Source organism: Methylobacterium sp. Leaf125, assembly GCF_001423085.1.
Taxonomy (GTDB): domain Bacteria; phylum Pseudomonadota; class Alphaproteobacteria; order Rhizobiales; family Beijerinckiaceae; genus Methylobacterium.
This window is the reverse complement of record NZ_LMNU01000046.1, coordinates 123627-142525: the sequence shown is the minus strand read 5'-3', so window position 1 is coordinate 142525 and position 18899 is coordinate 123627. Positions and strand designations below refer to the sequence as shown.

Sequence of the window (18899 nt, the reverse complement as noted above, 5' to 3'; positions counted from 1 at the left end):
AGACCGGCGCCGTCGTGTTCAGAAATCCGCGTGGATGCGGGTGCCGAAGAAGTCCGCCGGTCCGCGGTCCCGGTTGTAGGCCGGGTTCTCCACGTGCTGATAATTGACCGACAGGGTCAGGGACTTGCTCAGGGCGAAGGCGTAGTAGGCCTCCACCGCGCGCTCGGGGGCATAGTCGAGCCGGCCGTCGCCGATGAGGAGGCCGACGCCGCCGTTGGCGAAGAAGGCGCGATGGCTCGGCGAGATCGTGTTCATCGAGGTGCCGAGGCCCACCGTGTCGCCGGGCCGGCCCCAGGCGGTGCCCTTGAGGGACAGGCCGCCGGAGACGGACTGGTCGATATCGGTGAAGGACAGGCTCTCGGTGCGGCCGTCATTGGCGCTGAAGCGGGCGAAGACGCCGAGGTCCGGCGTCACCGCCTGCTCGAGATTCAGGTAGAAGCCGGTCTTGCGCCGTGCGGCCCGCGTGGCGGCGGCCGCGTCGTTGATGTCACCGAAGAGCCCGGCCTGGGTCAGCGACACCACCTCCCGGAAATCCGCCGTGTTGCCGACATTGCTGAAGAAGCCGAGGCGCAGCTTTCCGGGCTGGTCGAGGACCGGCAGCACGTGGCGTTCCTCGAACTCGATGGTGGTGCCGGCCCGGCGGAAGACGCGGGGGTCGAGGACGTCGCTGGAGGGCTCCTTCGGCACCTGGGTGTAGGCGGCCCGGATCGCGAACGCGGCGCGGTTGTACTCGACCATCACGCCCTGGGTGAAGCCGGGCAGGTTGGCGGGGAAGTCGTAGGCGCCGGAGGCCCAGATGCCCCAGTTCATGAAGTCGACCCGCGGGTCGTGGGCGTAGATGTTGCCATCGAAGTAGTCGCCGAGGGCGAACTTGCCCGCCACCACGGTGATCCGCTCGATGTCGCGCCGGGTGGCGACCTGGTTCGGGCCGTCCGGAACGTCCTCGGTCTCACCGCCGAAGCCGAAGGTCTGACGCACGAAGTAGCGGTTGGAGCGCAGCTTCGGAAACGGCGCGCCCGCCTTCTGCGCCTCGCCGTTGACGAAGCCGGCAACGCCCAGGGTCCGGCTCAGGCCGAAGCCCTGGGAGAATTCGGGATTGTAGTAGAGTTCCGTGCCTTCGAAGAGCTTGAGCCCCAGGAAGGCGGTGGCGGTGGTAGTCGACTGCACCTGATGGCCGATCAGGCTCGCCGGGCCGGTATAGGGCGCGCGGAAGCCCGGCACCCCCTGGGCGATGAAGGTGGTCTGGCCGTGGAGCGAGAACCGGTCTCCGGAGCCGTCGCCGGGATCGTGGGGGGCGGCCTCGTCGACCTCCGGTGGCAGCACGAAGCCGTTCGGGTGCCAGGACAGGCGCGCCATCATCTGGTGCGAGGTGAAGGAATCCTGGTGCGTCGTGACCGGGCCGAGGCCCGGGACGGCGCCGAGGTTGACGCGGCCGTTGTCGCCGAGGTCGAGATAGCGGTAGTCGATCCCGAGGGCGAGGCTCTCGGTCACGGCGAACTGCACGCCGGCACCCAGCGTAAAGCCGAGGGAGGCGAGGTCGCGCCGCGCAGGGGTGACGAGGCCGGTGCCGGGATCCGGATAGCTCGCCAGGAGGCGGGCATTGGCGCCGGCGAGCCCGAAGCTCGCATAGACCAGCGACCGCTCGAAGGCGTAGCCGAAGCGCCCGCGCAGGGTTCCGTAGGCGTCGGTCTTGGCCCGGATCAGGCCGAGACCCGGATCGCCGTCGCCGACGAAGCCGGGGGTGGGCAGGAGCACCGGCCGCTTCAGGTTCGCGCCCGCGACATCGGCCTCGATGCCGTACAGCCAGGGGCCGGTCTGCCAGTTGTAACCGCCGAACAGGCCGCCGACGGCGGTGGTGGCGTTGCGACCGAGGTCGGACTGACCGGTGGCGTCGCCGGTCTTGAATGCCCGGACGGGGCGGCCACCGACCGTGGTGTCGCGAAAGTTGTAGGCGCCGTAGGAATTGCCGGCGCTGCCCTCGATCCCGAGATAGGGGCCCGACCAATCGACGAACGCAGGCGCGGTGGCCCGCGGGCGCGGCGCACCGAGATCGGCCGCGTGGGCGCTCGAAGCGGCCGTCAGGGTGAGCAGGGCGAGGCCCGTGAGCCTCACGCGGCCAGAGCCGCTGCGCCCATAGCGATCCACTCTCGACATGCCGCCCCCGCGCCTCTGGTCCCAGACCGCGGTATAGACGGTGCTATAACTATGACAATATGGTTTAATCCAGGGCTGGACAGGATCGAGGCGACTGTTGCGCAAACAGCGCAAGGGCGACCCGGTCGGGATCTCTGGTCCGTGGGGCCCGCCGTCCGAAGCCCAGCCTGTTGGGAGGGAGCTTTTTCGCGACGTTCCGACCCCGTAGCGGTTTCATACGAAGACCGGATGACCCTCTCGTCACCCTCCATTTGGGGGATGCGAGGCACGGGAGCTGCGGTCTAGCCTGGGCGTCTCCAAGGTTTCGGACCGTCTCGGCTCGCAGGGCACCGCCCTTGCGAGCCTCTTTTTTTCGGTCGCTGCAGCCGGTCCATTCCCGGCTAGGCGGTGCCGGTTTCGATCTTCTCGATGAGCGCCGTCAATTCTCCGATGCGCAGCCGAAGGCCTTCCCGGGTGCTCTCGTCCATGTCGCGCAGGGCGTACCCGTCCTCGAACTGGCGCTTTTCCGTATGGGCGACCTGTCCGAGTGCGGCGAGCTCTGCCATCAGGCGATCGCGCTCGGCGAGATACTGGGTCTTCCGGTCGTCGGTGGCGGGCATGGTCATTCCCTGGCGGATGGCGCGCAATGCACCCGGATCGCCTGACGGGCAGGCCTCGCCCGGGAAACGCGGACATTCGGTCCCGGGTTCAGGTGGCGCGGACCGGAACCATAGCGCCGGCCGGCCGTTGCACCGACGACCCAAGCTCGAAGACCTCATCCCCGCCCGGCTCACGCCGAGGCGGGTTTTTTCGGGCCTGTGCCGGCGCTCCGCTCCAGCGGCTGCCACCGGCAACGCACGTTTCGCCAGGTATTTCTGCCGGATCAATTCGGCAAAGACCTGGAGCAAGTCCGTAATTGGAGACCTTCAGACACAAACCAGAAAGTAAATATAATGCAATGCCATTGCAGGTCAGCGCAAACGGTGAGCAACTGCGATCCTTTAGCGGGGCCTTAAGTTTCCGGCTGCTAGCCCTGGCACCGATATTGGTCCGGAGATCTCTCGTGGCTTTGCTCGCTCGCTTCAGCATCATCACCAAATTGATCGCGGTGGTCAGCCTGATCGGAGTCATCGTCAGTGGCTGCCTCTGGTACGCCACGACCCAGATGACGACGATCGACGAGGCCTACAGCCGCTTCGTCTCCCACGATACGAAGGCGATCGCCGATCTGCGGACGGTCAACCGGCTGGTCTTCACGATGAGCTACTTCAACTTCCGCAACATCGCCGAGGCCAGCCCCGACGAGATGCAGAAGACCGACAAGGGATTCGACGAGGCGAGCGAGCGCCTGAACAAGGTGCTGGCGGAACTGCGCGATGCCGCCCCCAGCTTCGCGCCGCGCATCGACGGCCTGAAGCAGAAGGTCAACCGCTTCATGGCCGACAGCTCCGAGGCGCGCACCCTGGCCAGCAGCGGCCTCAAGGCGGAGGCCGTCACATTGCTGCACCAGACCGTCGACCCGACCTTCGACGCCATGGTGTTGGAGGGAAGCGCGCTCGGCCGGGACATCCGGACCTTCGTCGACGAGGGCGCCCGCAATCTCGCGGCGCTGACGGATCGGACGCGGACCAACACCCTGCTCCTCGGCGGCCTCGGCCTCCTCGTCGGCCTCGCGGCGGCTGGGCTCGTTGCGGTGTTCGGTATCACCCGGCCGATCGGCCAACTGGTCGCGGCCCTGCGCCGGATGGCGCGCGGGGACAGCGACGCGGTGATCCTCGGGCGCGACCGGCGCGACGAGGTCGGCGCCGTGGGCCGTGCGGTGGAGGAGATCCGCGCCCTGGTCGCCCGCAAGGCGACGGAGGAGGCCGAGCGCCGGCAGATCGCCGATGCGGCGGCCGCAGCCGAGCGCCAGCGCACCATGCACGAGCTCGCCGACGGCTTCGAGGCGGCGGTGGGCTCGATCATCGCGACGGTGTCGGCCTCGGCCGGCGCGCTGCAGGAGACCGCCGAGGCGATGAGCACCAACGCGGCCCGGACCACCGACCAGTCGGTGACGGTGGCGGCAGCCGCCGAGGAGGCGGCCTCCAACGTCAACACCGTGGCGGCCGCGGCCGAGGAGCTCGGCTCCTCCGTGCAGGAGATCGGCCGCCAGGTCGACGGGTCGGCCAACCTCGCCCTGCGGGCGGTGGAGGAGGCGGCCCAGACCGCCGGCCTCGTCCAGGACCTCAGCACCGCTGCGGCGCGGATCGGCGACGTCGTGGCGCTCATCACCACCATCGCGGGCCAGACCAACCTGCTGGCACTCAATGCCACCATCGAGGCGGCACGGGCCGGCGAGGCGGGCCGCGGCTTCGCGGTGGTGGCCGCCGAGGTCAAGGAGCTCGCCAACCAGACCACGCGGGCGACCCACGAGATCGAGGAGCAGATCGGCCGCATCCAGGCCTCGACGGAGCACGCGGTCGGGGCGATCCGCACCATCAGCGGCCGGATCGGCGAGATCAGCCAGGTGACGACCTCGATCGCCGCGGCGGTGGAGGAGCAGGGCTCGGCGACCCAGGAGATCGTGCGCAACGTCGGCCAGGCCGCCAGCGGCACCAGCGAGGTCACGGAGAACATCTCGGGCGTCGCCCACGCGGCCGAGGAGACCGGCGCCGCCGCCCGTCAGGTGCTGGTGTCGGCCTCTGACCTGACGGCCCAGTCGGAGCACCTGACCGTGCAGGTCACCCGCTTCCTGGAGACGGTCAGGGCGGCGTGAGGGAACGGCCCGGCGTCGCGTGAGGCGAGGCCGGCCGGCTCAACGCCCGCGAGCCGGCGAGCAGGAAGCGCCAGGGTGTCTCCACCGCGCGGGAGATGCCGATCCGGCGATCGGCGATCCAGGCCGGGGCCGTCTCGGGGGCAGCCAGCGCGAAGGGGGGCGCGTCGAGGGCGAGGCCGTCCATCGCGAGGCTGACGGCCAGGGCCTGGCACAGGCGGCCGGGCCCGGCGCAGAGGCGGCGTGGATCGGACAAGCCCCGGCGGGCCGCCATGGTTTCGAGGCCGTGGCGGGGCTCCAGCGCCCGGATCAGCACGGCGCTGCCCGGCTCACAGACGAGATTCAGGCACCAGTGGATGCCGTAGGAGCGGTAGACGTAGGCGTGCCCGGGCGGCCCGAACATGCTGGCATTGCGCCGGGTCGGACCGTTGACGCTGTGTGAGGCCGGGTCGCTCCGATCATAGGCTTCCGTCTCGACGATGATCCCGCCGATCCCGTCGACCCGCAGGTCGCAGCCGATCAAGGACGCGGCCACGTCCGCCGCCGGCCGGGCAAAGAACCCGGCCCGTAGGGGCGGGCCGAGGGGACGGCTCGACGGAGTCACGGGGGGGAGGCGCCCTTGGCACCCTTGGCACTGCGCAGGTCGGCACGGGCCCGCTCCAGCCCCTCGGGTCCGAGGTCGAGGGCGAGCCGCACTGCCCGTTCCACGTAGGCCTGCGGGGTCAGGCCGGAGGCCTTCGCGGCGCGCGACACCTCCAGGCCGAGGCCGAGGTCGAGGGGGATCGCGCTCGTGCGCGCGGGCGCGGGCTCGGCCGCGGCGGGCGCCGTGGCCAAGGCAGCCTGAGAGGTAGTCTGCGAGGCAGCCTGCGAGACGGCGGGGGCAACCGCCGCGCGCAGGGCTGCGGTGCCGGTGAGCGGTGCCGGCCCGCTCTCCGGGCGCGACGGCAGGCCGAGGGCCTCGCGCCGGCCCTGCGCCGCCAGCCGGTCGGCCCGCTCGTTTCCGACCTCGCCGGTATGGCCCCGGACCCAGGTCCAGCGCACGTCGCGGCGGGCCGCGAGGGCATCGAGTTCCTGCATCAGCTCGACGTTCTTCACCGGGCCGGTGGCGGTTCGCCAGCCCTTGGCCTTCCAGCCGCGCATCCACTCGGTCACCGACTTGATGACGTACTGGCTGTCGCAGCGCATCTCGATCTGCGCGCCCTCCGGGAAGTGGCGCAGGGCATTGATCGCGGCGGTCAGTTCCATGCGGTTGTTGGTGGTGGCCCGGTCGCCGCCGCAGAGTTCGATCCGGCCGCTCTCGGCCTCGATCACCACGCCCCAGCCACCGGGACCGGGATTGGGATCGCATCCGCCGTCGGCATAGACGATGGTTCGCATGGGGCTCGCTTCGACCTGTTCACGACGGGCCGCCCCGGGGAGAGGCGGCGCCGGGGCATCCGGGCGCCGCCCATAGCACGACCGCGGCCCCCTCGGGCACCCGCCTCAGGCGCGGGCGGGGTCGATGCGGTAGCGGATCGGCTTGAAGCTGTTGTTGTTGGACTGCAGGGCCGAGCAGGCGGTCAGCCCGATCACGAGGTCGCACTCGGCCTCGAAGGTGACGTGGTCGCCGGCTCGGCTGAGCGGCGGCTCGACCTTCAGTTCGCCCGTGCCGCCGTCCACCGTGACGTTCATGAACACGTTGAAGGCCACCGGGATCCGGTCCGGCACGACGCCGTAGGGTGCCAGTGCCGCCGCGAGGTTGCCGAAGCAGCCCCGGTGCGGATGGGTGTCGCCGTAGATGATCCGGAAGGTGTCGGCCGAGCACGGGGTCAGCAGGAAGTCGTGGCGGCCCACCGTGTCCTCGACGATGCGCAGGAGCACGTTCGAGCGGTTGGAATAGATCGGGTCGCCGGTGGTGAGATAGATCCGGCTGGCGTAATCCAGAGTGCGGCCCGACGAGATCACCTCGTCGAGGTCGCCGCGCACGAAGGCGAGGAGGTCGGCCACCTGCTCGCCCTGGGGGTCGATCACGGTGAGGCGCTCGCCCTTGTCGAGGGTGAAGGCCACGCCGGAGCGCGGCGCAATCTCGTGCAGGGTCGCCGGGTGCGCGTGGGTCTCAGGCGGCATCGCGGGCCTCCGCGTCGCGACCCCGGAACGGGCAGACCCAGTCCGCTCCGACGGCCCGACCGCTGTACTGGCGCGCCTCCGAGGCGTCGCCGTGCCGGGCGAGCATCGGGTTCATCGAGCCGGCCAGCGCCTCGTCGCGCGACAGGATCGCGCTGCGCAGCTTCTCGTAGCGCCCTTCGGCGCGCAACTGCTCGAACTGGGCGCGCAGGTTGAACACCAGGACCGGGTGCGGGAAGCGCCGGGCCGGCCGGCTGGCGCCGGGATGCATGCCGACGACGAAGAACGCCTCGCCACCGAAGGAGAGCGAGAAGTGCGGATCGTTCGGGTCGGCCTCGACGCGGGTGTCGTAGCGCTGGCCGAGGAAGGCGTCCTTGTCCGACAGGGACTGCACGCGGTCCCAGAGGTGGCGCTCGAAGGCCTCCTCGCCGAGGTCCGTCGGCCCCTCGAAGATGACGGCGAAGCTCTGGAACAGGTCGGGCTTGGCGCGATAGCGGCAGATGAAGGCCAGGAGCGCGGGATAGAGCCGGGGGTCGTCCCAGCTCGAGGCGATACTGCGCGCCACGACGATCTTCATCTGGCCCTTCGAGAGGGCGGATTTCGCGCCGACGCAGGGAAAGGGCTGGCTTCGGATGAAATTCTGGAAGTCCACGGCCAGGGGATGGCCGCTGTCATCGGTGGGGAGATGCATGGAAACTCGACGCTGACAGCACCCGGAACGCAGGGTGCATGGGATGAACCGGGGCTCGATGGCCGAGTTCCGTTCGCGCGACGGCATGGCACGCATGCTCCACAGCCTTGTGGGCGACGGTTGCCGGGGCCGGCGCCGAACCTTTGCCGGCGCCGGGCATTGAACCGGCGATGCTGCGACGGGGCCCTACGACGATGACGACGCAACGATGACCGGCCGACAGGGGGCCGCCCGGTTCGCGAAAGGCGCCCTGCGGGGGCTGCGCCTGCTGGCCAAGCCGGTCCGGCGCTCCCAGGGGCGCGCCGGCACGGTGGTCGAGACCTACCGCGGCTACGGCTCCCGTGACGAGGTCTTTCTCATCGGCCGGGTCTTCCGGCAGTCGAGCCGGGCGGCCGATGCCCCGGACGAGGGCTGGACCGCCGAACTGCGCGACATCCGGCGCCGCATCACCCGCCGGACGGTGGCGGGCGCGGTGCTCACCGCGCGCTTCTTCGGCTGCGAGGAACAGGTCGTCACCGACCGGGACGGCTACTTCCGCGTCCACCTGCGCCCGAACCTGCCCGCGCCGCCGCAGGCCTCCTGGCACAGCATGGAGCTCGACTTGGCCGGCCCCGAGCCCGTGCGGGCGAAGGGGCAGGTGTTCATCCCCTCGGCCGATTGCCGGCGGGTGGTGATCAGCGACATCGACGACACGATCATGCGCACGGGCGTGGCCAACAAGGTCAAGATGCTGTGGCGGCTGTTCGTGGAGGATGCGGAGAACCGCGTCGCCTTTCCGGGCGCCGCCGCCCTCTACCGCGCCCTCTATGCCGGGCCGTGCGGGGCGGAGGGCAATCCGATGCTCTACGTCTCCCGGGCGCCGTGGGGCATCTACGACATGCTCAGCGAGTTCTTCGTCATGCATCGGATCCCGGTCGGGCCGGTGCTGTTCCTGCGCGAGTGGGGCCTGTCCTGGACGAGCCCGCTGCCGCGCCGGGCCGAGGACCACAAGCGCCACCTCATCGACCACATGCTGACGCTCTACCACGACCTGCCCTTCGTGCTCATCGGCGACAGCGGCCAGCACGATCCCGAGGTCTATGCAGGCATCGTCGCCGCGCATCCCGGCCGGGTGGCGGCGGTCTATATCCGCAACGTCTCGCGGGATGCGGGGCGGCTGGAGGAGATCGCCAAGCTCGCCGAGGCGGTGGAGGCCGCCGGCAGCAGCCTCGTTCTCGCCGCGGACAGCCTCGCCATGGCCGAGCATGCCGCCGAGCACGGCCTGATCGCCCGGACGGCCGTGGCCGATGTGGCGCGGGAATACGGCGCCGTGCCGGAGACCCGCCGCCGCGCCGGCCGCACCCGTGCCCGCGCCCTGCGCAAGGTCCTCGACGGGGCCGGCCCGACGCCGCCCAACGTCATCGTCGAGCCCGGCCGCGCCGACCCGCCGGCCTGACCGGCCGGCAGGCGGCTGCCCTGCAGCGCTCGTGGCCCGTTTCGAGAACCCCCTGGCGGCAGACCGGAGTGTTTTGCCCGGAGCGTTCTGCCGTCGAGGTGGGCAATCTGCCTGAACCGTTTGCAATTTCGTCCTCGCCCTGTAAGGTCTCTCTGGTATACCAGAGGCGCCGGCCTGCATTTTCGGCGTTTGCCCGTGACGCGGGCGCTTCGCGAGACAGGGGCACAGGATGTCCGACACCGCCGGTCCCGACCGCCACGCCGACACGCTGCTCGGCTCCCGCCTGTTCCGGCCGATCCTGGCCGGCGCCACCCTGCGTGAGCGCCTGATCGGCTGCCTCGGCGCCCTCATCGGCATCGCCCTGACGGGGCTCATGACAGGCTGGATGGTCGGCCAGGGCCCGCACATTCCCCTGATCGTGGCGCCCATGGGCGCCACGGCGGTGCTGCTCTTCGCGGTGCCGGCGAGCCCGCTGGCCCAGCCCTGGCCGATCATCGGCGGCAACACGATCTCGGCTCTGATCGGCGTCACGGCCGCCCACTTCATTCCCAATCCGGTGCTGGCCATCGGGGTCGGCGTCTCGCTGGCCATCGCGGCGATGTCGTTCACCCGCAGCCTGCATCCGCCGGGCGGGGCCGCGGCGCTCACCGCGCTCATCGGCGGCCCGGCCATCGCCTCCTCGGGCTTCCTGTTCCCCTTCGTGCCGGTCTGCCTGAACTCCATCATCCTGGTCAGCCTCGGCATCGCCTTCCATCGGATCTCCGGGCGCAAGTATCCGCACGTCCCGGCGGCACCTCCGGCCAACGTGCACGGTACGGCCGACCTGCCGGCCCCCATCCGGGTCGGCTTCCATGCCCGCGACGTCGACGCCGCGCTCCTCAACCTCAACGAGACCCTCGACATCGACCGCACCGACCTCGACCGGCTGCTGCGGGAGGTCGAGAGCCAGGCCCTGGTGCGGGCGCACGGCGCCCTGGACTGCCAGGCGGTGATGTCCCGCGACGTGGTGACGATCGGTCTGCATGAGCCGCTCGCTCGGGCGCGTGACCTCCTGCTCCGGCACAACATCCGGACCCTGCCGGTGGTGGACGAGGCGGGCCGCCTCGCCGGGACCCTGGGCCTGCGCGAGCTGGCCCTGCGCGGGGAGGGCAGCATCGCGCAGGTGATGTCCGAGGCGCGGACCGCCAAGGCCAGCGAGCCCGTGGTGAGCCTGGTGGAGCCGCTGACCAACGGCCACACGCACGCCGTGCTGGTCACGGGCGAAGACCGTCGGATCCTCGGGATCATCACCCAGACCGATCTGCTCGCCGTGCTGACGCGCCTGGCCTCCACCAAGGCCTTCGACCTGAGCGCCGCGTCGGCGGCCTGAGTGGCGGGCACGGAAGGCAGGCGGGCGTCCCAGCCCGTCTTCAAACCGTGGCGCGGTTGTTGCAGGGAGCCGAGCTCTCCTCGCACCGGAGCCCACGGGTTCGAGCCGATGCACGACGCACCGCTTTATCTCCACCTCCTGTACGCCACCCTGATGGTGGCCAGCATGATGCTGACCTGGCAGGTCCATCGGCTCCTCGGACGGGGCTGACGGCCGGCTGCGCGGTGCGGTACGGCGGCAGGGACGCCCTGCCGCCGCCGCTGATGCGCAGCTCGCGCCGGACCTGTCCTAGGGCGTCAATCGGAAGCTGGCGCTCTCGATCGTCTCGGGGCCGTTCATGGTGAGCCGCCATTCGCTCTCTGCGGCGGAGAAGACGACGGTGAAGACATCGCTGTCGTCGATGCGAGAGACGCCCTTGAAGTCGACCGACACGAGATCGCCCCAGGATCTCACCGTCCTCAAGTTGTCGGGCAACTGTTCGTCGAACGCCCGTGCGAGCGGCTTGCTCATACGCGCGAGTTCCGGCCTGCCCTGCTGGGTGGCCTCGATGATCCGCCGCAGCGCCGCTTCACTTCCGGGGGCCGGCGTATTCGCAGCCTGCCGCGCCTCCCGCCGTGCCTCGATGGCGTTCGCCCGGTCTCCCGTAATCCGCGGAGACGTCTGTTCGAGCCCGTTCTGATGAAGGGTGGCGGCGGTCGCAATGCCATCCGGACCAACGGTGAAGCTGATCTGTGCCTGGATGGTGCTGTTTCGATAGAAAAACTTCCGACGGCTTTCGGGCACGATCGCGCAGAACGCCTGTCCGGTGAGGCGGACGATAAGATCGTTTTGGTCGCGCTGGACTACGAGGATAATCGTTGGAGTCAGTTCGTAGAAGCCGAGATATCCGTCCACGACCGTCGGATCGATCGGGACTTCCGTTCGCGGACGCGCCTGCTCGATCCTGAGCCGCTCCATGCGTTCTTTGCCGGTCTCCGTCAGCCCCTCGGTCAACTTCCGGACTTCAGCCAAGAGACGGCGCCAACTAGGGAAACCGTAGTCACGGGCGAGATCGCGTTGCGCCGTCGCGAGCTGCGCCGTCGGGTCGGTGGCGCGCTCCTGCTTCAACCGCGACTTGGCTTCGTTGCGCAGGTGTTCGAGGTTGGGGCGGACGGGGAGTGCACGCACGGGAGCGGCGCCCGATAAAAGTGTAGCCGTCATCGAATCCTTCCTTCCTCAGCGCCCTTTGTCCGCGTTCTCGGGCAGGAAGTCGGGGAATGATCAGACAACGACGAATGGGCTGAGCCCTTTACGCGGACCGTTGGCCTATCCGGAGGCCGAGGCGATGCTAGGATCGGACCCGCAAAACGGCAAGAGGACTCGGCACATGACCCGCCCCGCCCACGCGGGCAATCTGCTCGCGGACCTGCCCGACGCCGCGGCGGGCGAGGTCTTCACCGAACTCCTCGTGCGGCCGGGCTGCCGGATCGAGCGCATCGTCTCGCAGGGTCAGGTCACGCCGCCGGACATGCCCTACCAACAGGCCCATGACGAGTGGGTGCTGCTTCTTGCCGGTGCGGCCCGCGTCGCGATGGCGGGTGCGGAGATCGCGCTCTCGCCGGGTGACACCCTGTTCATCCCGGCCGGGTGCGTGCACCGGGTCACCTTCACCGATCCCGACCGGCCGACGGTCTGGCTCGCCGTTCATCTCGGCGAGACCGACCGCCCGGCCGGGGACTAGCGCTTCAGATCGCGGCGGCCGGATCGCCGCCGAGGGGATTGCCCGCATCCTCGTTGCGGTCGTCCGCCGCGTGCCGTTCCCGGCGCGCGCGGCCACCCCGATCGAGCAGCGAGCGCCCGAGTGCCCGGAAGGGGGCCGTGAGGCGGCGAGCATCGTCGGCGCGCTCCATGAAGCGCTCGCCGTTGCGAATCTCCTTGTCGAGGCGCGCCATGGTACGGGCCAGGGCCGGATCTTCGTCGTCGAGCCAGACCTCCACCGTGCGGGCGAAGGCGATGACCACGCCCTGGAGCTTGAGACGGCCGAGGGGCCCCTCGGTGTTGATGCCGGCGGCGGCCAGCATGAAGCGGTGCGAGTTCAGCGCGACCCCGTTCAGGGCGAGCATCGACAGCGGATCGCCGCGCAGGGCGTAGGAGATCCGGCGCAGGGCGTCCTTGTAGGGCGTCATCGCGTCGAGGCGGCGCATCAGCACGTCGAACAGGCGCTCGCGGGTCGGCTCGTCGGCGAGATCGGTATTGTCGCCCTCCAGCACCTTGCGATCGATGAGACGCGACAGACCTCCGAGAACGGCGCCCTTCGACGGGAACAGGTCGCGGAACTCCGCCAGCGTGAGGCCGGCCTCCCGGGCGATGTCGCCGACCTCGATGTCGTTCCAGGGCTGCTCGGCTGCGAGCCGCATCAGCGCCTCGACCGCCGCCTCGCGCGGGGGCAGCGCCTTCTCGGCAGGGGCGGCCGACACCGCCACGGTACCGGTGGCATCCGATTCCTGCGGGTGAGACTCGTGCGTGTCGGTTTCGGGCTTGGGAGAGCCGGGGCGTTTGGCCATGGTCGTGCGATCCTCGTCCAATCAGGCCTTCATGTAGGGTCCCGCGGCCGGATCGTCAGGGCCGGCTCAGCCCGCGAGGGCTCCGGCGCGGCGCCGCGCCGCGTCCACGGCCTCGCGCATCAGGTCCGGCAGGCCGCCGTCGCGCATCAGCACGGCGAGGGCCTCAGCCGTGGTCCCGCCCGGCGAGGTTACGTCCCGGCGCAGCAGCGCGGCGTCGCGAGGATTGGCCGCGAGGAGCGCGGCGGCCCCCGAGACGGTCTCGCGGGCGAGGCGCGTGGCCATGTCCGCGGGCAGTCCGGCGGCGATGCCCGCCTCGGCCATCACCTCGGCCAGGAGGAAGACGTAGGCGGGGCCGGACCCCGACACCGCCGTCAGGGCGTCGATCAGCCCCTCGTCGTCGAGCCACTCCACCAGGCCGACGCTGGCGAGGAGCGCGTGCGCCTGCGCCCGCTGCCGGTCATCGACCTCCGGGCTGGCCACCGCACCGGTGGCTCCCCGGCCGATGCTGGCGGGCAGGTTCGGCATCGCCCGCACGATGGCGCGGGCGCCGGGCAGCCGGTCGCGCAGGTTGGCGATGGTCTTGCCGGCCAGGATCGACACGACGAGGGTTCCGGGGCCGATCAGCGGCGCCAGCGCGGGTGCGGCGCCCTCCAGCCCCTGCGGCTTCATGGCGAGCACCAGGGCGTCGGCGACCGGGGGGGCGGCGGGGTTCAGGGCGAGCCCGCGTTCGGCGCAGAGCGCCTGCATCTCGGGCGAGGCCTGCGGATCGAGAACGGTGGTGCGGGCCGGGTCGAGCCCGCCTGCCAGCCAGCCGGCGAGCATGGCCCCCCCCATCTTGCCGGCCCCCACCAGGGTGAGGGAGGCGGGGAGGGCGGCGTCGACGGGCGCGCTCACGCCTCGCCTTCGGTCTCGAACAGCACCGCGTCGAGCGCCTCGCGGGCGGACTTGCCCGCCCAGAGCACGAACTGGAAGGCCTGGTAGTAGCGCTCGCAGGCATCGACCGCCGACTTCAGCATCATGGTGCACTGGCCCTGGGTCGGGGCGGCGCCGCCGGTCAGCAGCAGCGAGTGGCGGAACATCACGACGTTGTCGGTGGACCACAGGTCGAAATGCCCGACCCACAGCTGCTCGTTGACCAGGGAGACCAAGGTCAGGATCTCGGTGCGCCGGCGCTCCGGCACCTTGAGGTCGAAGGCGGAAGCGACGTGGAGCGCCTCCACGTCCTCGATCCAGGTGAACGCCACGTGGTAGTCGGCCCAGCGCCCGGCGACGGAGACGGACATCTCGTCGGTCTCGGCCCGGTCGAAGATCCAGTCGCGCAGCGACGCGAGGCGCTCGACGATGTCGAGGGGATGCTCGTGCCGATCGTGATCTTCGATGTGGAGTTGGGTCATGGCGGTCCAGTGTGTCGATCTCGTCGAAGATCGGCGAAGTCGTTGTGAAACTCGTTCCGGTGACCGTCGGCACTCTGTTCCGGACTTGCTCCGCGCCCACCCGGAAGGGTGTGGCAGGCGGCGATTCTGTTCGGTTCAGAGCGGTTCGGGGCAGGAGCGAATCAGGTCATGACCCACTATAGACCGTGCCGGACTCGCGTTTCAAAGCGGCCCGGGAAGCCGGTGAACAGGAAAGCGACCGTCCACCGTTCCTTCCTGTGCACAAGCGTGGCGGGGCCGGAGCCCCTGCGAATCAACCTGGAATCAGATCGCCTCGCTGGCTCCGGCCACCGGATCGGCGCCGAGTTTCGCCTCCAGGGCGGTGACCCGGGCGGCCAGGGCGTCGTTCTGGCTGCGCAGGGCCGAGACGAGGTCGCGCAGCACGTCGAGCTCCTCGCGGGAGGCGATGTCCATGTCGCGGATCAGGCGCTCGACCTGGGCCTTGAACACCGTCTCCGCCTCGCGGCGCACACCCTGCGCGGCTCCGGCGGCATCGGTCATCAGGCGGGCGAAATCGTCGAACAGCCGGTTCGAGCCTTGCATCGTCGTCTCCCGGGAGCAGTGAGGCCGCCATCCGTCCGTGACGGCCACGAGACCGGCGCCTGTGCGCCACGACATAAGAATCCCCGGGCGTCCCGGCAATCCGCGCCGGTGCTTTGGGAGCCCCGACGGGGATGTTTCCGGCCCTGTCCGGCGGGGCGGTCCGAAACAGGCATTTACAAATCCCCGCCGCGCCGGCCCTTCGAACTCCGTGCGCGTCGGCGCATACTCGCGCGTTGACAGATCCGCATGGGGTCCGGGCGCCGGCCCCGGATGCGGAGGGAGCCGCGATGCTCGGGACCATGACGCAGACGACCACGACCCATCCGCACATCCTCCTCGTGGAAGACGATCGCGAGATCAGCGCCCTCGTCGCCCGCTACCTGCGCGCCAACGAGTGCCGGGTCAGCCTCGCCGGGGACGGGGCGGCCATGGACAAGGTCCTGGCCGACGCCCGGGTCGACCTCGTCGTCCTCGACCTGATGCTTCCGGGCGAGGATGGCCTGAGCCTGTGCCGGCGCCTGCGCGCCACTTCGCGCATCCCCATCCTGATGCTCACCGCCAAGGCCGAGGAGATCGACCGGATCATCGGCCTCGAGATCGGCGCCGACGACTATCTCGGCAAGCCGTTCAACCCGCGCGAGCTCCTGGCCCGCATCCGCGCGATCCTGCGGCGGGGCTCGGGCCCGGAGGCCGAGGCGGAGGAGGGCGTGCGTCGCCTGCATTTCCTGGGCTGGACCCTCGACGTCTCCCTGCGCCAGCTTCTCAGCCCGGAGGAGGCGCGCATCGCCATCACGGGGGCGGAGTTCGACCTGCTGCACGCCCTCTGCCTGCGTCCCGGCCGGGTGCTCTCCCGCGATCAGCTCCTCGACCTGACGCAGGGGCGCGCCGCCGGCCCGTTCGAGCGCAGCATCGACGTCCTGATCAGTCGCATCCGCCAGAAGGTCGAGCAGGATCCGCGCAACCCGGAGATCATCCGCACCATCCGCTCCGGCGGCTACCTCTTCACCCCCGAGGTCACCCGCACATGAAGGCTCGCTCGTGAAGGCCCCGTGGAACCGCCTGCGCGCCCTCGTCCCCGCGAGCGTCGCCGGGCAGATCGCCCTGCTCATCGTCGCCGCCGTGGTGCTGGCGCACGCCATGGCGACCCTGGCGTTCTTCACCCTGCGCGAGCCCTGGCGGCCCGACGACCATCCCGGCGTGGCCGCCACCCGCCTCGCCACGGTCTCCCGCCTCCTCGACGGCGCGAGCCCGGCGGATCGTCCGGCGCTGCTCGCCAATGCCGCCCGGATGCTGCCCACCCTGCGGATCGAGGCCTGGGACGGCACCGTCCCGGAGATTGCCGGCCCCGAAACGGCCGCGGGCGACCGGATCGGCGACCATTCCATGGTCCAGCGCCTGCGTGACGGCTTCGGGCGGCCCCTCGCCATCACCGACCTCTGGGCGGTCCGGCGCCCGGCGGATGCGACCGCGGGCGTGCGCGTCGGCATCGCGACGCCGGGTGGCGCCCGGCTCTCCGCCCTGGTGCCGGACGACGACCGCCCGCCCATGCGGCAGGGCGCGATCATCTTCACCTTCGTGTTCCTGGGCGTGGCCGTCTCGCTGATCTGCCTCTGGGCCACGCGGGCGCTCACGGCGCCCCTGGCGCGCCTCGCCGAGGCCGCGGACGTGTTCGGCACCCGCATGAACCTCGTGGATCTGCCCGAGAATGGACCGCGCGAGGTCGTCACCCTGTCCCGCGCCCTCGACCGGATGCGGGCCCGCGTGCGACGCCTGATCGACGACCGTACCCAGATGCTCGCGGCCATCAGCCACGACCTGCGCACCCCGATCACGCGCCTGCGCCTGCGCGCCGAGTTCATCGAGGATGATCACGCCCGGACCATGACCCTGCGCGACCTCGACCAGATGAACGGCCTCGTGGAGGCGGCCCTGTCCTTCGTCCGGGACGGCCACGGCCCGGAAGGCGGCGCGAAAATGCTGGTCGACCTCGCCTCCATCGTCCAGACCGTGGCCGACGAGTTCGCCGATATCGGCGCCGATGTCCGGGTCGACGAGACCCGCCACGTGCTGGTCCAGGGCCGGCCGGACGAGCTGCAGCGCGCGATCATGAACCTCGTGGACAACGCGGTGAAGTATGGCGGCGCGGCGCGGCTGACCGTGACCCAAACCGAGCGCGGTGTCGCCGTGGAGGTCAGTGACGACGGCCCCGGCATCCCGGAGGCGGAGCGGGACGCCATGCTCCAGCCCTTCGTGCGCGGCGACCGGGCGCGCAACCTCGACACGGCCAGCGGTTTCGGCCTCGGCCTGTCCATCGTGCTGGCCATCGCGGATTCGCACGAGGGCCGCTTCACCCTGCGCAACCGGACCCCGCGCGGTCTCACGGCGCGGATCGAGCTGCCGCGGGCCGCCTCCGCCCCGGCCACCGCGCCGAGCGTTGCGCTCGATACGGACCACCGCGCTGCCGCCGAGTGACCACGCCGAGCAATCCCGTGGCGTGATCGCTCCGGGGGGAGACACGAAAAAGGCCCGCCCCTCGCGGGCGGGCCTTCCTCTGAAGCCGTGCGCCTCGCGCCGGCTTGCCTCACGTCATCAGGGCGTCAGCAGCGCGGGCCGCCCGAGGTCTGGCCATATTGCTGGACCGGGAAGTTCTGCTGGTTGGCATTGCCCTGGCTCGCCGAATTGTCCGCGCAACGTCCGGTCACCGGGGCGTCGTAGGAGCGGATCGAACCCGTCGTGATGTCGTCGTAGCGCGAGGCCGGCACATCGCCGTAGGCCGGTGCAACCCGATCGCGCGCGAAGCTGCCGGTCGCCGGGGCCGCAACAGCAAGAACAGTTGCAGCAACGAGGGCGAAAAGACGATGGTTCATTGGAAAATGATCACTCCTGTGTGAGACGAGAACCGTATGTCTCTGCGTCTCGACTGCGATGAGAGTGATATGGGAAGCGCTCGACCGGGACGACGTGCCACCGCGCACCTTGACGGCGGGCGACGCTGCCGAAGGCTTCCCGCGCCGGTGCGGCTTCGACGTGGGCGCGCCTCGGAGCTTGGCGCTTCGGAGCGGAGCTTGGCGCTTTGAAACTCGGCGCTTCAGAACTCCATGTCGAGTTCCTCGATCTCGTCGGGCTCCCGCGCCGCTTCGGCCGCCCATTCCGCCATCAGCGGCCAGGCCAGGATGGTGTTGCGATAGGCTTCGGTCCGGCGCGTCAGGCTCACGTCGTAGGTGCGGAACCGCGTGCAGACGGGGGCGTACATGGCGTCGGCAAGGCTCGGGGTCTCGCCGAACAGGAACGGGCCGTCGTAGCGCCCCAGGCACTCGTCGACGATCGTGATGATGCGCTCGATGTCGCCGCGCGCGCCATTGAAGATCTTGAAGTTCGTGTGGCGCGCCTTGAGGTTCATGGGCAGCGCGGAGCGCAGGTTGATGAAGCCGCCGTGCATCTCGCCCGAGATCGAGCGGCAATGGGCCCGCGCCACGGCGTTGCGCGGCAGGAACCCCGCCTCCGGACGGATCTCGTTGAGATACTGGGCGATGGCGAGGGTGTCCCAGACGATGATCTCGCCGTGGACCAGGCGGGGCACGAGGAACGAGGGCGACAGGTGCAGCAGCTCCGCCCGGGTGGAGGCGTCGTTCCCCGACAGGAGCTCGGTCTCGAAGTCGAGGCCGGCCATGCGGCAGACCAGCCAGCCTCGTAGCGACCACGACGAGTAGTTCCGGCTTGAAATCGTCAGCGTTGCCGCGGGCATCGGTCCGTCCCCCCTGGTGGTCCCTCGCCGACACGTGATCCAAGACTCGTGCCGCCCGCAGCCCCGACAGGCAGGATGTTTCCGGTGCGCTCGGCGCAGGATCCACCGACGCGGGAGCCTTTTCCCATCGCGAAGGTTGACCTTTCACAGTC

Annotated in this window: 19 protein-coding genes; 6 read left to right on the top strand and 13 right to left on the bottom strand. The window is 70.3% G+C overall.

What is annotated here, in order from left to right; all coding sequences use genetic code 11:
• Window positions 1-18 precede the first annotated feature (18 nt).
• Entirely contained in the window at window positions 19-2112 is a 2094-nt protein-coding gene (locus tag ASF58_RS21840) for a carbohydrate porin (protein ID WP_244477442.1), read from the bottom strand.
• A 422-nt stretch (window positions 2113-2534) separates the two neighbouring features.
• Entirely contained in the window at window positions 2535-2753 is a 219-nt protein-coding gene (locus tag ASF58_RS21835) for a hypothetical protein (RefSeq protein ID WP_156375838.1), read from the bottom strand.
• Between the two features lie 443 nt (window positions 2754-3196).
• Here ASF58_RS21835 and ASF58_RS21830 point away from each other — a divergent pair, with 443 nt between their 5' ends.
• The gene (locus ASF58_RS21830; protein WP_055957528.1) at window positions 3197-4888 is read left to right on the top strand and encodes a methyl-accepting chemotaxis protein; all 1692 of its coding nucleotides are present in this window, start codon (window positions 3197-3199) and stop codon (window positions 4886-4888) included.
• Here the strand turns inward: ASF58_RS21830 and ASF58_RS21825 are convergent.
• The 4 genes from ASF58_RS21825 to gntA form a co-directional block, all read right to left on the bottom strand.
• Window positions 4875-5489 (bottom strand): DNA-3-methyladenine glycosylase, encoded by a 615-nt coding sequence (locus ASF58_RS21825; RefSeq protein WP_055957526.1) that lies wholly within the window; start codon window positions 5487-5489, stop codon window positions 4875-4877. The two genes, ASF58_RS21830 and ASF58_RS21825, sit on opposite strands and share 14 nt — an antisense overlap.
• Window positions 5486-6262, bottom strand: a complete 777-nt coding sequence (rnhA, locus tag ASF58_RS21820; RefSeq protein WP_055957522.1) for a ribonuclease HI — start codon at window positions 6260-6262, stop codon at window positions 5486-5488. Before rnhA ends, ASF58_RS21825 begins: the two co-directional genes overlap by 4 nt.
• Window positions 6263-6367: 105 nt before the next feature.
• Window positions 6368-6991, bottom strand: a complete 624-nt coding sequence (locus tag ASF58_RS21815; RefSeq protein ID WP_055957520.1) for an urea carboxylase-associated family protein — start codon at window positions 6989-6991, stop codon at window positions 6368-6370.
• Complete coding sequence (gene gntA / locus ASF58_RS21810; RefSeq protein WP_055957517.1) at window positions 6981-7679, bottom strand: guanitoxin biosynthesis heme-dependent pre-guanitoxin N-hydroxylase GntA; 699 nt, start codon at window positions 7677-7679, stop codon at window positions 6981-6983. The genes ASF58_RS21815 and gntA overlap by 11 nt, the downstream gene beginning before the upstream one ends.
• 208 nt (window positions 7680-7887) lie before the next feature.
• Between gntA and ASF58_RS21805 the strand changes: the two genes are divergently transcribed.
• Both ASF58_RS21805 and ASF58_RS21800 read left to right on the top strand, forming a co-directional pair.
• The gene (locus tag ASF58_RS21805) at window positions 7888-9114 is read left to right on the top strand and encodes a phosphatase domain-containing protein (protein ID WP_055957514.1); all 1227 of its coding nucleotides are present in this window, start codon (window positions 7888-7890) and stop codon (window positions 9112-9114) included.
• A 229-nt stretch (window positions 9115-9343) separates the two neighbouring features.
• Complete coding sequence (locus ASF58_RS21800; protein WP_055957512.1) at window positions 9344-10483, top strand: HPP family protein; 1140 nt, start codon at window positions 9344-9346, stop codon at window positions 10481-10483.
• Window positions 10484-10771: 288 nt separating this feature from the next.
• Here the strand turns inward: ASF58_RS21800 and ASF58_RS21795 are convergent, their stop codons facing one another.
• Window positions 10772-11683 (bottom strand): DUF3471 domain-containing protein, encoded by a 912-nt coding sequence (locus ASF58_RS21795; RefSeq protein ID WP_156375837.1) that lies wholly within the window; start codon window positions 11681-11683, stop codon window positions 10772-10774.
• Between the two features lie 166 nt (window positions 11684-11849).
• Here ASF58_RS21795 and ASF58_RS21790 point away from each other — a divergent pair, with 166 nt between their 5' ends.
• Complete coding sequence (locus ASF58_RS21790) at window positions 11850-12203, top strand: cupin domain-containing protein (protein ID WP_055957505.1); 354 nt, start codon at window positions 11850-11852, stop codon at window positions 12201-12203.
• 4 nt (window positions 12204-12207) lie between these two features.
• Here ASF58_RS21790 and ASF58_RS21785 read toward each other — a convergent pair whose 3' ends face one another.
• The 4 genes from ASF58_RS21785 to ASF58_RS21770 all read right to left on the bottom strand — a co-directional run bounded on the left by ASF58_RS21785 (window position 12208) and on the right by ASF58_RS21770 (window position 15002).
• Window positions 12208-13026: a TetR/AcrR family transcriptional regulator gene (locus tag ASF58_RS21785; protein WP_244477440.1), complete on the bottom strand. Its 819-nt coding sequence runs from the start codon at window positions 13024-13026 to the stop codon at window positions 12208-12210.
• A 66-nt stretch (window positions 13027-13092) separates the two neighbouring features.
• The gene (proC, locus tag ASF58_RS21780; protein ID WP_055957502.1) at window positions 13093-13920 is read right to left on the bottom strand and encodes a pyrroline-5-carboxylate reductase; all 828 of its coding nucleotides are present in this window, start codon (window positions 13918-13920) and stop codon (window positions 13093-13095) included.
• Complete coding sequence (locus ASF58_RS21775) at window positions 13917-14420, bottom strand: YbjN domain-containing protein (RefSeq protein WP_055957499.1); 504 nt, start codon at window positions 14418-14420, stop codon at window positions 13917-13919. The genes proC and ASF58_RS21775 overlap by 4 nt, the downstream gene beginning before the upstream one ends.
• A gap of 303 nt (window positions 14421-14723) precedes the next feature.
• Window positions 14724-15002, bottom strand: a complete 279-nt coding sequence (locus tag ASF58_RS21770; protein ID WP_055957494.1) for an accessory factor UbiK family protein — start codon at window positions 15000-15002, stop codon at window positions 14724-14726.
• A gap of 299 nt (window positions 15003-15301) precedes the next feature.
• Between ASF58_RS21770 and ASF58_RS21765 the strand changes: the two genes are divergently transcribed.
• Both ASF58_RS21765 and ASF58_RS21760 read left to right on the top strand, forming a co-directional pair.
• Complete coding sequence (locus ASF58_RS21765; RefSeq protein ID WP_055957686.1) at window positions 15302-16030, top strand: response regulator; 729 nt, start codon at window positions 15302-15304, stop codon at window positions 16028-16030.
• 10 nt (window positions 16031-16040) lie between these two features.
• Window positions 16041-17474: an ATP-binding protein gene (locus ASF58_RS21760; RefSeq protein WP_055957491.1), complete on the top strand. Its 1434-nt coding sequence runs from the start codon at window positions 16041-16043 to the stop codon at window positions 17472-17474.
• Between the two features lie 125 nt (window positions 17475-17599).
• On the opposite strand, the gene ASF58_RS21755 is transcribed toward ASF58_RS21760, so the two are convergent.
• Window positions 17600-17869, bottom strand: a complete 270-nt coding sequence (locus ASF58_RS21755; RefSeq protein WP_055957488.1) for a hypothetical protein — start codon at window positions 17867-17869, stop codon at window positions 17600-17602.
• Between the two features lie 221 nt (window positions 17870-18090).
• Complete coding sequence (locus ASF58_RS21750) at window positions 18091-18747, bottom strand: glutathione S-transferase family protein (RefSeq protein ID WP_055957486.1); 657 nt, start codon at window positions 18745-18747, stop codon at window positions 18091-18093.
• Between the last annotated feature and the right edge of the window lie 152 nt (window positions 18748-18899).